We start from the raw sequence: 15,374 nt of genomic DNA on the forward strand, positions 1-15,374 counted from the left end.
GGCGATGAACGGTTTTCCAATCCTCTCCATCATGCTGGCCGTTCCCGCGTTGGCGGCGGTGGCCTGTCTGTTTGCCGATGCGCCGCGCGCGCGGATGATCGCGCTTGTCGCGACGCTGATCGACTTTGCGCTGGGTTGCGTGCTGTGGGCGAATTACGACATCGGCGGCGCGCAGTGGCAGTTCCAGGAAAGCTCGGCGATCTTCGGCCAGTTCACCTGGGCGCTCGGCATCGACGGCTTTGCGCTGATGCTGATCATGCTCAGCGTGTTCCTGATGCCCATCTGTATCGGGGCAAGCTGGGAAGCGGTGCAGAAGCGGGTGCCGGAATATATGGCTGCGTTCCTGGCGACCGAGGTGCTGATGATCGGCACCTTTGCGGCGCAGGATCTGCTGCTGTTCTACATCTTCTTCGAGGCTGGCCTGATCCCGATGTACCTGATCATCGGCATCTGGGGCGGGGCGAACCGCATCTACGCCAGCTACAAATTCTTCCTCTACACGCTGCTCGGCTCGCTCCTGATGCTGATTGCCATGATCTACATGATCGGCACGGCGGGTACCTCCAGCATCCCCGAACTCATGGCCTATGACTTCCCGGCAGAGGTTCAGACCTGGCTGTGGCTGGCCTTCTTCGCCTCGTTCGCGGTCAAGATGCCGATGTGGCCGGTGCATACCTGGCTGCCCGACGCCCACGTTCAGGCACCGACGGCAGGGTCGGTCATTCTGGCGGGCGTGCTGCTCAAGCTTGGCGGATACGGCTTCCTGCGCTTCAGCCTGCCGATGTTTCCGGAGGCGACGGCTCAGCTTGCCTGGCTGGTGCTTGGCCTGTCCGCGGTGGCAGTGGTTTATACCAGCCTCGTCGCGCTGGTGCAGAGCGACATGAAGAAGCTTATCGCCTATTCATCCGTCGCGCACATGGCGATCGTCACCATCGGCCTGTTCGCGTTCAACCAGCAGGGGATCGAGGGCGCGATGATCGTCATGCTCTCGCACGGCCTTGTCTCGGGCGCGCTGTTCCTGTGTGTCGGCGTGATCTATGACCGGCTGCATACGCGGGAGATTGCGCGCTATGGCGGCCTGGCGATCAACATGCCGCGCTATGCGCTGTTATTCCTGCTGTTCACCATGGCCTCGATCGGTCTGCCGGGGACCAGCGGCTTTGTAGGCGAGTTTTTGAGCCTGCTCGGCACCTATCAGATTTCGACGACGATCACGCTGATCTGCACCACGGGCATCATCCTGGGTGCGGCTTATATGCTGTGGCTGTATCGCCGCGTCGTGTTCGGCGAAATCAAGTCGGACGACGTCCGCGCAATGACCGATCTGTCGCCACGCGAGCTGGCGCTGCTGGCGCCGGTCGCTGCGGTGGTGCTGTGGATGGGCGTCTATCCGGAGCCGTTCATCGCACCCATGCGCGCCGATACGACTGTGCTGCTGGCGCGGGTCAACCGGTCGGCACCGGTGGGCGACAGCCAGCCGACGCCGGGCACCGACTCAGGCCGCGCCGAATATGCCGAGCGGGTGAAGGTGGCCGAGGGTCATCATGGACCCAGCGAAGAACATGGGCAGGCGGGTGAAGCCGCAGCCGAAGGGGCGCATTGATGAGTTACGCCAGCCAGTTGATGTTGATCCTGCCCGAACTGGTGCTGACCGTTGCAGCACTTGTGCTGATGCTGGTCGCCGCCTGGGGCGGTCCGTCCGTGACCCGCGCTGTCGGCTGGGTTTCGGTAGCCGCCTTTGTCGGGGCCGGTATTGCCCTGTTCGGTCCGGCATCGTCCGGTGGAGAGGCGTTTGACGGGCTGATCCGGGCCGATGGCTTCTCTGCCTTTGCCAAGGTGCTGATCTATCTGGCCGCAGCGGTTGCAATCATCATCGCGCCGCGCTTCTTTCATGGCACGGTCGGCGAAAACCTGCGTCCGGAATATCCGGTGCTGATCCTGCTGTCCGCCGTCGGCATGGGCATCATGGTGTCGGCGGGCGATCTGATCACCCTGTATGTCGGCCTCGAACTGCAGTCCCTCGCCGCCTATGTGCTTGCCAGCTTTATGCGCCGTGACACGCGCTCGGCCGAGGCTGGCCTGAAATATTTCGTGCTGGGCGCACTGGCCAGTGGCATCCTGCTCTATGGCATCTCGCTGGTGTACGGGTTCAGCGGCACGACCCTGTTCGATGGCATCGCTGCAGCCTATGCCGCACCCGATGCCGGCATCGGCCTGCTGTTCGGGCTGGTGTTCGTCTTCGCCGGCCTTGCGTTCAAGATCAGCGCGGTGCCGTTCCACATGTGGACGCCGGACGTGTATGAAGGTGCACCGACGCCGGTGACCGCATTTTTCGCCTCCGCTCCGAAGGTTGCTGCCGTCGCGCTGACGCTGCGCGTGGCGATGGAGGCCATGGGTCCGGCGGTGGATCAGTGGCGGCAGATCGTGATCTTCGCCAGCCTCGCCTCCATCCTGTTCGGCGCGGTCGCGGCCATTGGCCAGACCAACATCAAGCGGCTGCTTGCCTATTCGTCGATCAACAATATCGGCTTCGCCCTGGTCGGCCTGGCTGCGGGGACGCAGGACGGCATTGCGTCTGTCCTGTTCTACATGGCGGTTTATGTCGTGATGACGCTGGGTTCGTTCCTGGTCGTGCTGCAGATGCGGCGCGAGGATGGGTCGCAGGTCGAGGATATTGCCAGCCTGTCCGGCCTGTCGCGGACCCGGCCGGGGCTGGCCCTGGCCTTGGCGATCTTCATGTTTTCCCTGGCGGGCATTCCGCCGCTGCTCGGCTTCTTCTCCAAGCTTGCGGTGTTCGAGGCGGCCGTGGCGGCCGGGCTGTTCCCCTTTGCCGTTGTCGCGGTGCTCGGGTCGGTCGTCGGGGCCTATTATTACCTCAAGATCGTCAAGACGATTTACCTCGACGAGCCGGCCGCACCGTTTGCTCGGCATGACGACCGGATCGAGGGTGGGCTGATCGTCGTCAGCGCAGCCGCGATGTCGCCTCTTGGCTGGTTTGCGCTGCCCGCCCTGTCCGCCTGGACCAGTGCGGCTGCTGGAGCCCTGTTCTGATCGAGCGCATCCGTACCGTCGCGGTCACGGGTTCGACCAACGCCGATTGCCTTGAACTCGCCGCGTCGGGCATGGCCGACGGCTTCTGGCTGCGCGCCGATCGGCAAGAGGGCGGGCGCGGACGCCAAGGCCGGGCATGGCAGTCGCCTCCGGGCAACCTGTATGCCAGCACGATCGTTCGGCTCCGCCCGGACGACCCGCCGATCCATACGCTGGCGATGGTCGGAGCCGTGGCGCTGGCCGATGCCGTTCAGGGATTGACCCGGCTGGGTGAACGGTTGCGCATCAAATGGCCCAACGATCTGATGCTGGATGGTGCGAAGCTGGCCGGCATATTGATGGAGCGGATCGAGGCGGTGGTCGTGATAGGCTTTGGGGTCAATCTGGCCCATGCGCCCGACCTGAAGGATCGCCGCACGATTGCGCTCGCCGATGTCGGCAGCAGTGTGTCGCCGAGCGAACTGGTGACCGCGCTTGCCGATGCGGTTGCCATATGGCTCGCCCGCTGGCGGGCAGAGGGGGTGGCGGCCATCCGCCGGGCCTGGCTGGCCAACAGCTATCGTCCCGGAACGCCGATCCGGACCCACCATCCCGACGGACGCCGGATCGAAGGCCGGTTCGGTGGCATTACCGCCGATGGTGCGCTGATAGTCGAGTGCGCCGACGGTGAACGCGTGATCCTGCATGCGGCCGACGTGTTCCTTGCCTGATCCACTCGCGTTCGTGACCCGGAAGGAGTAGGACTGCGCCATGCTGCTCGCCATCGATGCCGGGAACACGAATATCGTCTGTGCGCTGATCGAACCCGCCCCGGGTCTGGATGGTCGGCACGCCGTTACCGCGCGCTGGCGGATTGCCACCGATCCGCGACGGACGGCGGATGAATATGCGGTCTGGCTGAACCAGTTGCTGCAATTGAACGGGCTGGATCGATCGGTAGTTACCGGCGTCATCATAGGCACGGTGGTGCCGCGCGCCCTGCATAACCTTCAGACGCTGGCCAGCAAGTATTTCGGTGTCGACGCCGTGATCGCCGGGAAGGGGCGGGCGGCATGGGGATTTGCGCTGGATGTCGACGAACCGGACAGCCTGGGCGCGGATCGCGCGCTCAACTGCATCGCGGCCCATGCGCTGCATCCAGGCGACGCCATCGTCATCGATTTCGGTACGGCCACGACGTTCGAGGTGATCGATTTCCGGGGCGCGTATAAGGGCGGATTGATCGCGCCTGGCATCAACCTGTCGCTGGATGCCCTGTTTTCCGCCGCAGCCAAATTGCCGCGCATCGCGATCGAGGCGCCGGCCGGCACCAGCGTGATCGGTCGCAATACGGTCGACCAGATGCAGATGGGCATCTATTGGGGCTATGTAGCGATGATCGAGGGGCTGGTGGCGCGAACCAGGGCCGAGATCGGTCGTCCCGCCCGGGTGATCGCCACCGGCGGTCTGGCCGTCCTCTTTGAACGGCACACCTCAATATTCGACGTGATCGAGCCGGAACTGACGCTGCAGGGTCTGGCGATGCTGTGGGCACGGGCCCATTGAAGAACGACGGCGGCACTGTCCGCCCAACATGATTGGATGAATGTGACTCCTGGTAAAGAACTGCTTTTCCTTGCGCTCGGCGGATCGGGCGAAATCGGCATGAACGTCAATCTCTACGGCACCCAAGGCAAATGGGTGATGGTGGATTGCGGCATCACCTTCAGCGGCGGCGAATATCCCGGCGTCGATATCGTTCTGCCCGATCTGCAGTTCATCGAGGATCATCTGGATGACCTGCTGGGCATCGTCCTGACCCATGGGCATGAAGATCATATCGGTGCGCTGCCCTATTTCGCGGCGGACCTGGGCGTCCCGCTGTTTGCGACGCCGTTCACTGCGGGGTTGATCCGGGGCAAGCTGGACGAAGAAGGGATCGCCAACCGCGTCAAGTTGAACGTCGTCGACAATGAAAGCAGTTTTCAGCTCGGGCCGTTCGGTTTCACCTATCTGCCGCTGGCGCACTCGATCCCAGAGGGCAATGCCCTGCTGATCGAAACGCCGCATGGCCGCATCCTTCACACGGGCGACTGGAAACTGGACGACGAGCCGTTGATCGGCCAGCCGAGCACTGCCGAGGAACTGACCGCGATCGGGGACAAGGGCGTGCTGGCGCTGGTCTGCGATTCGACCAACGTGTTCAATCCGGAAGCCTCCGGTTCGGAAGGCGATGTCCGTCGCGGGCTGGATGCGGTGATCGGGGCGGTCGAGGGGCGGGTGCTCGTCACTACCTTTGCCTCCAACGCGGCACGCCTGCAGACCCTGGCCGCCGTGGCGCAGGACACTGGCCGCAAGCTGTGCATCGCCGGACGCTCGCTGGACCGGATCCTGAAGGTCGCCAAGCACACCGGCTATCTGCGCGATTTCCCCGAAACCATCGATTTCGATACCGCGATGCGGCTGCCCCGCCATCAGGTGATGATCGTGGCGACGGGCGGGCAGGGCGAGCCGCGCGCGGCGCTGGCCCGGATCGCCGACAATACCCACCAGCTCAAATTATCGGCAGGCGACACGGTGGTCTTTTCGTCAAAGCAGATCCCTGGCAACGAAATGGCCATTGGCCGCATTCAGAACCAGTTGTCCGCAGCTGGCGTTATTATGATTACGGATCGGCAGGCGTTCGTTCATGTGTCCGGACATCCTGGTCGGCCCGAACTGGCCGAGATGTACCGGTGGATCCGTCCGGACATGGTCGTGCCGGTGCACGGCGAGATCAGGCACATGGCCGAACAGGCCCGATTTGCCGTCAGCCAGGGGGTGCCGGGCGCGGTCGTGCAGAAAAATGGCGAGATCATCCGGCTGGCTCCGGGTCAGCCCGAACGCATTGGCCATGTTCCGACAGGCCGTCTGGTCCTGGACGGCGATGTCATCCTTCCGGCGGATGGCGGGACGATCAACGAGCGGCGCAAGCTGGCCCTGAATGGTCAGATATCGATTGGGGTAGCAATCGACGGCCGCGGCCGACTGATCGGTCGGCCGCAAATCCGGTTGAACGGCGTTCCGGTGGAAGAGGAGCGCGACAGTTTTCTGGATGAAGCGGAGGAAGCTGCGGAAAAGGTCGTGCGCGATACCGGTGCCGGCGATCCCGACAAGCTGCGGGAAGCACTGCGGTTGGCGATCCGCCGGGTGGCGACGCGCTGGACCGGCAAGAAACCGGTGGTGGATGTCCTGTTGATCGGGGGCTGACCGAAATGGCCTGGCAATCGGCGCTGGCGATCTATTTCCTGTTCTGGATGTTCTGCCTGTTCCTGGTGCTGCCATTCATGCGGCGTCGCGGGGATGACGGCGCGCGGGTGCCCGGCCATGCCGATGGTGCGCCCGCGCGGTTCAGTTTCGGGCGGCTCGCGCTGTGGAATACGCTGGTCGCGACGACGGCATTCGGGCTGTTCGTGCTGAACTACAGCTATGGCTGGGTGACGGTCGACATGATCGACATCACCCCCTTGCTCGGTACCCCGCCGGAATAGCGATTTCAGGCGCGCAGCCGCTCGATCGCCTGTGCCAGCGCGACGTAGAGCTTGCCCATGTCCGACGACAACAGGGTCACGCCCAGCGGCGACCCGTCCCGCAGGGCAAGGATCTGGCGGAGCATCGCTTCAAAATCGTGGATGTAGCGGTTCACCTGTTCCCGCACGGCGTCGTCGCGGTCGTAGAGCTGGGCGATTTCGCGGGCCTGCGCCGTATCCAGCAACCGGACAGCCCGACGGGTGAACACCCCGCGATCGCCCTTCAGATAGGCTGCCCAGGCGCTGTCCGATACGTCCTGCGCAAACACCTTGGCGATGTCGATCGACGCTGAATTGAGCGCCTCGATCAATAGCGAGACCCGGCGTGCGAACTGTTCGTGATCGCCCTTTTCGCGCTCTTCGCGGGCGTCTTTCAGACGGGTCTCGATCGTCGCGGTTGCCTCCGAAATGGCGAACATCTGCTGGCTCAACCGCTCGGTCGCCCGGGCGACGGCTGCGGCGGCCGTATCGCTGGTTTCGGCCAGCTCCTCGATCTGCCGGCGGACGGTTCGGTCGACTGCCCCCTCCAGCGCGGCTGCGCCTTCGGCCTCCAGCTGGCGGGCTGCGGCAGGGATGACATCGCCCAGGGTGCGGCGGGCATGATCGCTTGCGGTCTGGGCCGTTTCACGGATGCGGACCAGCGCCTCGATCAACTGCGGCGCCGATTCGTCGGCAAATCGCCGGGTCGTCTCGATCGTCGCGTCGGCGATGGCCCGGACGCCGCTGATCCGGTCATGGCCGGTGTCCAGCGTCTCCAGCAGATGTTGCGACAACGCGGCCAGCGTGTCGCGCTGGGTGGCGATCACGCCGGCAATCGCCTCGATCGCGTCATGGGTGCTTTCGGCAGCGGTAACCAAGGCAAGCAATTCGGGCTTTGCCTCACCCACGATGCGCCGGCTGTCGGCGATGCGATGATCCAGCCGGGCCAGCGCATCGGGCAGGGTTTCGTCGACTTCCCGGGCAGCCGCATCCAGCGCGATCAGCAGCGATTCGGATGTTGCGATCACCGTCCGCGCAGTCGCGTCGCCGGTTTCCAGGGTCCGGTTCATCGCCTGGGCCGATTGGTCCAGCGCGCTGATCGCGGCGGCGAGCGACTGGCTGCGCTCCATGCCGAAGGCGTGCATGGCGGCGATCCGCTGATCCGCCTGATCGACGCCGCTGTCCAGGGTCTCGAACAGCGCGTCGCTCGCCCCTTGCTGGTCGGCCAGCCGGTCGGCCAGGCGTTGCAGCGCCGCTTCGATGGCACTGATCCGCTCGGCCAGCGCCGCGCTGCCCTCCATCCCGGTGCGTTCGATCGCGGCCTGATTGGTGGCCAGCATCGCCAGCATCGCATCACCCTGTGCGGTGATGCCGCGCCGTGCTTCTTCAACGGCTTGCGCGGCGCGGTCGAGAACGCCGTCCACCGCGTCGGACATCTGGCTCGTCACCGCCTCCAGCCGGGCGCCGGCCACTTCGCTGGTCGCTTCCATCCGCGCGATATGCGCCGCCAGCCGTTCGGCCGCGCCGCCGGCAATGGCATCCGCTTCCCGTCCGCGCTCGGCGACCCGTGCCAGCTCGGCGGACAGGCTGGCAACGCGTTCGCCCGCCGACAGTCCGGCTGCGTCCAGAGCCGCGGTCATCGCCTCGGTTTCCGCCTGCGCCTTCGGCATCAGCGCCAGGATCAGGTTCAGCCGCTGATCGACGCGGTCCGCACTGATGCCCAGCTGAGTGGAGCTGGCATCCAGCTGACGCGCCTGCTGAGAGACGGTATCGCTGACCTGGCTCAGCCGTTCGCTCGCGCGATCGCCAATGGCGAGCATGTCGTTGATCTGACGCTGCAATTCCGTGCGGTTGGCGTCCAGGGTTGCCGACATGATGGCAATCGCGCGGTCGAGGCTGGCGGCCTCTGCCCGCATCGCCGCTGCGGTAGCGGCGAACCGCCGCGCCTCTGCCCGGCTGGTGCGCAGCATCAACAGCGCGGCCAGACCGATCAGCAGAAGCGGCACGATCAACGCCGCGATGAACTGAGCCAATGCGATCGGCTCGATACCCCGTGCAAGGGCAGGGGCGCTGAGCCACAGCATCGCCCCCAGCCAGGCCAGGGTCAGGACGGCACCCAGCGCGATCAATCGGCCATGGCGCGGCTCATCTGCCGCTTCATCCTGGTCCAGCCAGTCGCCGTCCGGCTGACCCATGGCGGCGGGTTCCGCAGCCAGTGGCAGCGCAGCGTCCGTGCCAAGATCGACAGCGCTTTCCGTGCCGTCGTCGCCCTGATCGGCACGAATGCCGACAATCCTTGATCCCCCGTTCATGACACTGTCTTTACCACGTTTTCGGCCGACCGGAACCACGCTTTGGCAACGCTTGCTTAACGATCCCTGCTTAGCGTCGGGTCATGGCTTATGATCCTGGTGCCATTGATGCGACGCTGGCGGCGGCGGTGGGCGACGAGCCCGCACTGATCGCCGAATTGCGGGCGGCGTTCCTCGACGGCGTGCAACGCAGTCTGGCGATGATGGAGAATGCCGACGAGCGCAGCGACTGGCGCGTGGCGGCCCTGCGCCTGAAGGGCCTGGCCGCCAGTTTCGGTGCAGTGCGCCTGATGGCGCTGGCGGCGGAGGCTGCCGATGCTGCCCCAGGCGATATTGCGGTAACACGGCGGCTGCGCCGCGCAATCGACCGGCTCTGACCGCAGGACGTAACCGGCATCGCCGACCTATCGGCGCCGAACGAGTTCCCGCATCGCATCGTCCAGTCCGGCAAGGGTCAGGGGATACATGCGCCCCTTCATCGCATCGGCGATGATCCGCGTCGATTGACTATAGCCCCAAAGCGCTTCGGCAACCGGGTTGATCCAGACCGATGATCGCCAGGTGTCCGTCAGCCGCGACAGCCAGAGCAAGCCGGATTCTTCATTGAAATGCTCCACCGATCCGCCTGTGTGAGTCAGTTCATACGGGCTCATCGCGGCGTCGCCGACCAGGATCAACTTGTGGTCCGGCCCGTATTTGTTGAGGATTTCACGCGTGGCGATCCGTTCGTGATGGCGTCGGCGGTTGTCCAGCCACAGCCCTTCATAGGGGCAGTTGTGGAAGTAGAAGAATTGAAGGTGTTTGAACTCGGCGGTGGCGGCCGAAAACAGCTCCTCGACCAGCCGGACGTGCGGGTCCATCGACCCGCCGACGTCCAGCATCAGCAGCAGCTTGACCGCATTGTGCCGTTCGGGCCGCATCCGCACGTCAAGCCATCCCTGGCGAGCGGTGCCGGAAATGGTGGCATCCAGGTCGAGCTCGTTCGCCGCCCCTTCGCGAGCGAAACGGCGCAGACGGCGCAGGGCGATCTTCAGCGAGCGGGTGCCCAGTTCTCGGCTGTTGTCCAGGTTGCGGAATTCCCGCGCCTCCCAGACCTTGATCGCGTGGCCCCGCTTGCCTTCACCCCCGATCCGGACGCCGGCGGGATTATGGCCGGAATTGCCATAGGGGCTGGTGCCGCCGGTGCCGATCCATTTGCTGCCGCCTTCATGCCGCTCGCGCTGCTCGGCAAGCCGCTGCTTCAGCGTTGCCATGATGGTATCCCAGTCACCGATTGCCTTTAGTTCGGCCAGTTCCTCGGACGACAGATAGCGTTCTGCGACCGCGCGCAGCCATTCGGCGGGAATATCGCCCTCTGGCAGAGCGGCGGGGCCAAGGGCACCGCGAAAGACGCTGGCGAACACCTGATCGAACCGGTCGATCATCGTCTCGTCCTTGACGAACACCGCGCGCGCCAGATGATAAAAGGCATCGGGCGTCCGGTCGATTACCTCGCGGTCCAACGCTTCCAGGAGCAGCAGGTGCTCGGTCAGGCTTGCCTGGATGCCGGCCGCCCGAAGCGCGTCGATAAAGCCGAGGAACATGCTCCCCCTAACGCTCCTGGCGCTGATACAGCCGCCAGTGCGTGCCGGACATGCCGGTCGCATAGCGAGTGGCGATCGGGCGAAAGCGAACGCCGCATTTCACGATGAACTCGGGAAAGCGCTCGCCGCGATAACGGTCTGCAAGGACGAACTGGCCAGCCGGGCAGGGGGTCAGTCGAATGTCCAGCCGGTATCCGGCCTGGGCTGCCGCCACCTCCATGATCGCATCGGCGGTATCCCGGTCCAGCGTGACGGACGTGCCGGCGGGAGCAATGCGTTGCAGGATGGTGATGACCTGTGCCGGGTCGCCGCGCTGGTTGCGGATCAGCTCGACATTCTGGATGACGCTGCCCGTCATCAGTGCCGCTGCGCTGACGAGTGCCGCAATCCGCCGCCATCCCCCCGCTGCCAGGGCAAGGCCGATGATTTCACCCAGCAGCAGCAGAAAGGCGAGCCCCGCGACCAGATAATAGCGCGGATGGCCGACATTACCCGATTGAAGCAGCGCCAGCATGGCCGGAAACGCCAATATGGCCAGCCGGTAAAAGGCCAGACGCCGCGCTTCCGCCGCCCGCCCGATGATGACGAGCCCCGCCACGACAGCCAGGATCCACAGCATGTTCATCGGCCAGCCGATCGCATAATCGAACAGTTCGATGACGCCGTGCAGGAACAGCAACAGGTCGAACGGCTCATAGGCGCCGAACTGAAACCCCTTGGGATCGGCCGCAGCGGCACCGGCAATGATCGCCAGCGCAAGCAAGGCGGCCACCAGCGCCGGACCGAACAGGCGCAGACTGCCGATGATCGCCGGGAGAAACCCGTGGCGTGCCCAAAGGGTGAAAAACACCCAGCCGCCCAGCGCGACAATGCCGAACAGCATCGTCATCTGGCTGAAGATGCCGAGGAAGAAGCACAGCGCAAGCGCCGTCTGCGGCCGGTATTCCGGGCCACGCGCCAGCCAGCGATCGACCAGCAATATGGCGATCAGCAGGGCCAGCGCCATCGGCGCATAGCCCCGCGCCTCCGATCCCATGGTCACCAAGAGCGGCGACAGGGCAAACAAGGCTGCGGTGACGATGACAGGCCAGCGGCCACGGGGCGCGGCGACGGCGGCCGCAACGCCGACTGCCAATGTCCCCGTCACGATCGCAGGCAGTCGTGCGAGCCATGGCGGAGCGGCAATCCCGACCGTCTGCAGCCACAGGGAGTTGAGATGATGGCTGTTGTCGTGATTGATGTTCAGAAAGATGCCGAGCGGCGTCCCGACGTCGCGCGCCAGCCGGGCCGACCAGGCCTCGTCCAGCCACAGCCCACCCTGTGCCGCCAGCCAGCGCAGGATCAAGCCGATCGATGCGAACGCCGCAACGATCAGCCATGTCCGCCGATCCATGGATGTTTCCCCCGCCATCGCCGTCCGCCTTAGGCGGGGCATCGACCCTGCATCAAGCCCCGCGCATCAGCGGGCATAGGCGTCGATCAGCGATCCGACCACGTCCGGCGCTTCCGCGGTCAGCTCCGGCGAGGGCCGGGCAGCCGCCAGCCCGCGCTGGACCGTGCGGCCATGGATGAACCCGGCAATGGGATAGCGGCTCGAGCCGAGGCCCCGGCTGTCGCGGTACCAGACGCGCACTTCGCTCCAATCGCCGCGCTTCGACACGTCGAACAAGGTAACGTCGCGTTCGGGGCGGCCGCGCTTGCCGTCGAACCGCGACCAGTTGGCATGGGTGACCATCAGGACGCGGGGCTCGATGATCCGGCTGACCACCGCGACATGCCCCAGGCGGAGATGCGGTGCCTGGCGAAAGACGATGACCGATCCGATGCGCGGCGAATGGCCGCGTTCGTACCGGTTCTCTGCCGCGTCCCACCATGTCCATGCGTCGCCATAGATCTGGATGCCCGACATCTGCCGGGCGAACGGCACGCATTCGCCGACATAGTCGGCCCAGCCGCGCGCCTTTGCCGGGGACATGACCGGTACCGCCATGACGAGACCGCACAATATGGGGAGAGAGAATAGGCGACGCCAACGCATGACGAAGGCCTATCCCGCCAGCCCTTGCCACTGGCTTTGCGGGATTGGTTAACAACAGCCAAACCGTGTTTTCCGGATTGCCACGGATGTCGGCTGGCACCCGTGCGGTCAGTTGCCGCCCTGCCGCCGCGCCATGAAGGCCAGCCGTTCGAACAACATCACATCCTGTTCGTTTTTCAGCAGCGCTCCATGGAGCGGCGGGATCGCCTTGGACGGATCGCGGTTCTGGAGCACCTCCAGCGGCATGTCCTCGTTCAACAGCAGCTTCAGCCAGTCGATCAGTTCGCTGGTGGACGGCTTTTTCTTCAGGCCAGCGACATCGCGCACCTGATAGAACAAATCGAGCGCACGCCCGACCAGGATCTTCTGGATGCCGGGAAAATGGACGTCGATGATCGCCTGCATCGTCTCCCGGTCCGGAAACCGGATATAGTGGAAAAAGCAGCGGCGGAGGAATGCGTCCGGCAATTCCTTTTCGTTGTTGGACGTGATGACGACCACCGGCCGCTCGGTGGCTCGCACCGTTTCTCCCGTCTCATAGACGTGGAATTCCATCCGGTCGATTTCCTGCAGCAGATCGTTCGGAAACTCGATATCGGCCTTGTCGATCTCGTCGATCAACAGCACCGGAAGCCTGGGGCTGGTGAACGCCTCCCACAGCTTGCCGCGCCGGATATAATTGCCGATGTCGTTGACGCGCGGATCGCCCAATTGCCCGTCGCGGAGCCGGGCAACGGCGTCATATTCGTACAGACCCTGTTGCGCCCGCGTTGTCGATTTGACGTTCCATTCGATCAGCGGCGCATCCAGCGCGCGGGCAATTTCCTGTGCAAGCACGGTCTTGCCTGTGCCCGGTTCGCCCTTGACCAGCAGCGGCCGGCGCAAGGTCACGGCTGCATTCACGGCGACCTTCAGGTCGTCGGTGGCGACGTAGGTGTCGGTTCCCTGAAATCGCATCGGCCCGCCCGTTTCATGCTGCAACGGGTCCGGATTAACGCCGTGTCCGGCATTGGCAAGCCGATCAGGCGCTTTTGTGCATGCAGATTTCGTTCAGCGCACAAGGCGGTCCGCTTACAGCCGCCGACGCGCTTCGGCCCGTGCGGTGAGCAAATCCCATAGCCCCCGATGCTGTCCGATCAGCTGTTGCGCACCGAAGGTCATCGCCCGTTCGACGGGCGTGCTTGCCGCCATGGCCTCGACCAGCGCAGCGGTTTCGAACCGTTCGGGCAAGGCGAGGCGGGGCGGGGTGAGGCCCAGGCGCTTGGCCGCATTGTCCATCACGGCACGGAGCGTGGGCCAGTCGAGGACCAGCGCAATGGCCGCCCCCATCGCACAGCCCCGCCGGTCCGAACGGCCCAGCATGTCCAGCGCGTGGCGCTGCATCGCAACGGCGGCCTCTGCCTCGGCATGGCCCGGCGTGCTGGGCAGCGGGCCGACCGCCGACACCAGCCGGGCAAGATAGCCGCGTTCCCCGGCAAAGACGCTGGCGACATCGGCAGTCCACTGCGCCGCTTCGGGAATATCGCCGCGCGCTGCGGCCAGGTCGATCAGACCCGGATAGCGCCCATGCAGGATGCACAGATGATGGACGATGTCCGCCAGATCGCGCTCGGCGAACGCCGGCTGCACCGCAAGCGCGATGGTCCGGTGGGCGCGGGCACCATCCGCTTCGACCAGCGCCGATAGCGTATCCCAGCCATTTCCGAACCCGTGAACCGCTGCTTTTGCCATTGTCCTGCCTTGTCCTGTTCGGCCCGGATGCCGTGGTAGCCGAGCCTCAAGCGGGCAGATTAGGGCAATGGAGTAAAGAGGGGGTTTAGATGGCAGTGCCTTGTTCGCCGGATCCCCGGATCATGACCAACTGAACCTGATGAATGGTCGCTCCATGCGGAACCGGGCTGAACGCGATCGCCACCGGTAAAGGGTCGCCGCCATTGCGGAGCAGGACGCCGGAGCCAAGCCGCGGCGCGCGATCGGCGAATACGGCCTCTACCGCATGCGTTACCGCGACGCGCGATCGGATATCGAACAGGCTGGCCAGCCGCACCTGCCGCAGCGCTGCTTCGCCCAGGCCCGTCAGGTGCATCAGCGACCCGGTGGCCGATGCGCAATAGCCACGCGCATTGACGCGGACGGTCGCCACGCCGGGCAACAGGGCCAGTGCCCCGTCCACGGCCTCCAGCGCGGCCTTGGCCTCGGCCAGCGCGTGATGCAGGGCGACGTCGCGGGCAATCAGCGCAACGCCGTCGCGGAGCGGCTGAATGGTCAGGGACAACAGCCGTTCGCGGCCATTGTCGCCGATGGTCATTTCGATGCTGTCGGCGATGCGCGATGCCGAAACCCGGCGCAGGACGGTGACCAGAAACTCGGCGCCGGACAGATGGCCCAAGTCGGCAAAGCGCATTCCGATCAGCGATGCACCATTGCTGCCGAACAGATCGGTTGCAGCGCGGTTGTGCCACCGAACGACCAGCGAATCGTCCATCATCAAAACGGGCTGGGCCATGCCCTCCATCACCGGGTGACCCAAATTGTCCCGATCCATCTGGGGCGCAACCGGGACAGCGGGATCGCGGCGATCCAGCAGATCGGTCGCCATCAGGACCAATCGGGATCGACCCCGTTTATGGATGAACACAGGCCGGTTCAGCGCCCGATCCTGCCATTCGCCGAAATTGCGGACCAGTTCCGACGCCGATACCGAAATCGGCGTCCCCACGTTGCTCAGTTCCCGGTTGTCCTGCATCTGCGGTTCCTTGGAATGGCGATGCGGTCAGCATGCCATGAACCAGCGACGTCAGGTGCCAAACCCAATCCGGAATCGAGCCAGTTTGCGCAAGAAACAGGAACGATGGAAGGGTGG

At 64.9% G+C, this 15,374-nt stretch carries 14 protein-coding genes; 7 read left to right on the forward strand and 7 right to left on the reverse strand.

Annotation, left to right across the window (positions count from 1 at the left end; genetic code table 11):
• Window positions 1-4: 4 nt before the first annotated feature.
• The 6 genes from ACPVPU_RS08350 to ACPVPU_RS08375 are packed head-to-tail and all read left to right on the forward strand — an operon-like array spanning window position 5 to window position 6,560.
• Window positions 5-1,603 carry an NADH-quinone oxidoreductase subunit M gene (locus tag ACPVPU_RS08350; RefSeq protein ID WP_448657469.1) on the forward strand — a complete coding sequence of 533 codons (1,599 nt, stop codon included), beginning with the start codon at window positions 5-7 and terminating at the stop codon, window positions 1,601-1,603.
• On the forward strand, window positions 1,603-3,051 hold the full coding sequence (nuoN, locus tag ACPVPU_RS08355) for an NADH-quinone oxidoreductase subunit NuoN (RefSeq protein WP_448657470.1): 1,449 nt from the start codon (window positions 1,603-1,605) through the stop codon (window positions 3,049-3,051). The genes ACPVPU_RS08350 and nuoN overlap by 1 nt, the downstream gene beginning before the upstream one ends.
• Before the next feature lie 8 nt (window positions 3,052-3,059).
• On the forward strand, window positions 3,060-3,761 hold the full coding sequence (locus ACPVPU_RS08360; RefSeq protein ID WP_448660450.1) for a biotin--[acetyl-CoA-carboxylase] ligase: 702 nt from the start codon (window positions 3,060-3,062) through the stop codon (window positions 3,759-3,761).
• Between the two features lie 40 nt (window positions 3,762-3,801).
• The gene (locus ACPVPU_RS08365; protein ID WP_448657471.1) at window positions 3,802-4,596 is read left to right on the forward strand and encodes a type III pantothenate kinase; all 795 of its coding nucleotides are present in this window, start codon (window positions 3,802-3,804) and stop codon (window positions 4,594-4,596) included.
• A gap of 42 nt (window positions 4,597-4,638) precedes the next feature.
• Window positions 4,639-6,279: a ribonuclease J gene (locus ACPVPU_RS08370; protein ID WP_448660452.1), complete on the forward strand. Its 1,641-nt coding sequence runs from the start codon at window positions 4,639-4,641 to the stop codon at window positions 6,277-6,279.
• A gap of 5 nt (window positions 6,280-6,284) precedes the next feature.
• Window positions 6,285-6,560 carry a DUF1467 family protein gene (locus ACPVPU_RS08375; RefSeq protein ID WP_448657472.1) on the forward strand — a complete coding sequence of 92 codons (276 nt, stop codon included), beginning with the start codon at window positions 6,285-6,287 and terminating at the stop codon, window positions 6,558-6,560.
• 5 nt (window positions 6,561-6,565) lie between these two features.
• On the opposite strand, the gene ACPVPU_RS08380 is transcribed toward ACPVPU_RS08375, so the two are convergent.
• The gene (locus tag ACPVPU_RS08380; protein ID WP_448657473.1) at window positions 6,566-8,890 is read right to left on the reverse strand and encodes a hypothetical protein; all 2,325 of its coding nucleotides are present in this window, start codon (window positions 8,888-8,890) and stop codon (window positions 6,566-6,568) included.
• 83 nt (window positions 8,891-8,973) lie between these two features.
• On the opposite strand from ACPVPU_RS08380, the gene ACPVPU_RS08385 reads away from it, so the two are divergent.
• Window positions 8,974-9,267, forward strand: a complete 294-nt coding sequence (locus tag ACPVPU_RS08385) for an Hpt domain-containing protein (protein WP_448657474.1) — start codon at window positions 8,974-8,976, stop codon at window positions 9,265-9,267.
• Window positions 9,268-9,294: 27 nt separating this feature from the next.
• Here the strand turns inward: ACPVPU_RS08385 and ACPVPU_RS08390 are convergent, their stop codons facing one another.
• The 6 genes from ACPVPU_RS08390 to ACPVPU_RS08415 form a co-directional block, all read right to left on the reverse strand.
• Entirely contained in the window at window positions 9,295-10,473 is a 1,179-nt protein-coding gene (locus ACPVPU_RS08390) for a vWA domain-containing protein (RefSeq protein WP_448657475.1), read from the reverse strand.
• A 7-nt stretch (window positions 10,474-10,480) separates the two neighbouring features.
• A complete protein-coding gene (locus tag ACPVPU_RS08395) occupies window positions 10,481-11,866 on the reverse strand; it encodes a hypothetical protein (RefSeq protein WP_448657476.1) in 1,386 nt (461 codons plus the stop codon).
• Window positions 11,867-11,932: 66 nt separating this feature from the next.
• Complete coding sequence (locus ACPVPU_RS08400; protein ID WP_448657477.1) at window positions 11,933-12,463, reverse strand: CHAP domain-containing protein; 531 nt, start codon at window positions 12,461-12,463, stop codon at window positions 11,933-11,935.
• A gap of 156 nt (window positions 12,464-12,619) precedes the next feature.
• Complete coding sequence (locus tag ACPVPU_RS08405; RefSeq protein WP_448657478.1) at window positions 12,620-13,468, reverse strand: AAA family ATPase; 849 nt, start codon at window positions 13,466-13,468, stop codon at window positions 12,620-12,622.
• A 114-nt stretch (window positions 13,469-13,582) separates the two neighbouring features.
• Window positions 13,583-14,242 (reverse strand): DUF6975 family protein, encoded by a 660-nt coding sequence (locus tag ACPVPU_RS08410; RefSeq protein ID WP_448657479.1) that lies wholly within the window; start codon window positions 14,240-14,242, stop codon window positions 13,583-13,585.
• A gap of 85 nt (window positions 14,243-14,327) precedes the next feature.
• The gene (locus ACPVPU_RS08415; protein ID WP_448657480.1) at window positions 14,328-15,257 is read right to left on the reverse strand and encodes a PAS domain-containing protein; all 930 of its coding nucleotides are present in this window, start codon (window positions 15,255-15,257) and stop codon (window positions 14,328-14,330) included.
• Between the last annotated feature and the right edge of the window lie 117 nt (window positions 15,258-15,374).

The sequence above is a fragment of the Sphingomonas paludis genome, assembly GCF_053502515.1.

Bases quoted from the DNA above. Each gene is read 5' to 3' on its own strand.
- nuoN (WP_448657470.1), top strand. From the start codon at position 1,603: ATGAGTTACGCCAGCCAGTTGATGTTGATCCTGCCCGAACTGGTGCTG.
- ACPVPU_RS08395 (WP_448657476.1), bottom strand. From the start codon at position 11,866: ATGGATCGGCGGACATGGCTGATCGTTGCGGCGTTCGCATCGATCGGC.
- ACPVPU_RS08415 (WP_448657480.1), bottom strand. From the start codon at position 15,257: ATGCAGGACAACCGGGAACTGAGCAACGTGGGGACGCCGATTTCGGTA.
- ACPVPU_RS08410 (WP_448657479.1), bottom strand. From the start codon at position 14,242: ATGGCAAAAGCAGCGGTTCACGGGTTCGGAAATGGCTGGGATACGCTA.
- ACPVPU_RS08390 (WP_448657475.1), bottom strand. From the start codon at position 10,473: ATGTTCCTCGGCTTTATCGACGCGCTTCGGGCGGCCGGCATCCAGGCA.
- ACPVPU_RS08365 (WP_448657471.1), top strand. From the start codon at position 3,802: ATGCTGCTCGCCATCGATGCCGGGAACACGAATATCGTCTGTGCGCTG.
- ACPVPU_RS08385 (WP_448657474.1), top strand. From the start codon at position 8,974: ATGGCTTATGATCCTGGTGCCATTGATGCGACGCTGGCGGCGGCGGTG.
- ACPVPU_RS08375 (WP_448657472.1), top strand. From the start codon at position 6,285: ATGGCCTGGCAATCGGCGCTGGCGATCTATTTCCTGTTCTGGATGTTC.
- ACPVPU_RS08380 (WP_448657473.1), bottom strand. From the start codon at position 8,890: ATGAACGGGGGATCAAGGATTGTCGGCATTCGTGCCGATCAGGGCGAC.
- ACPVPU_RS08350 (WP_448657469.1), top strand. From the start codon at position 5: ATGAACGGTTTTCCAATCCTCTCCATCATGCTGGCCGTTCCCGCGTTG.
- ACPVPU_RS08400 (WP_448657477.1), bottom strand. From the start codon at position 12,463: ATGGCGGTACCGGTCATGTCCCCGGCAAAGGCGCGCGGCTGGGCCGAC.
- ACPVPU_RS08405 (WP_448657478.1), bottom strand. From the start codon at position 13,468: ATGCGATTTCAGGGAACCGACACCTACGTCGCCACCGACGACCTGAAG.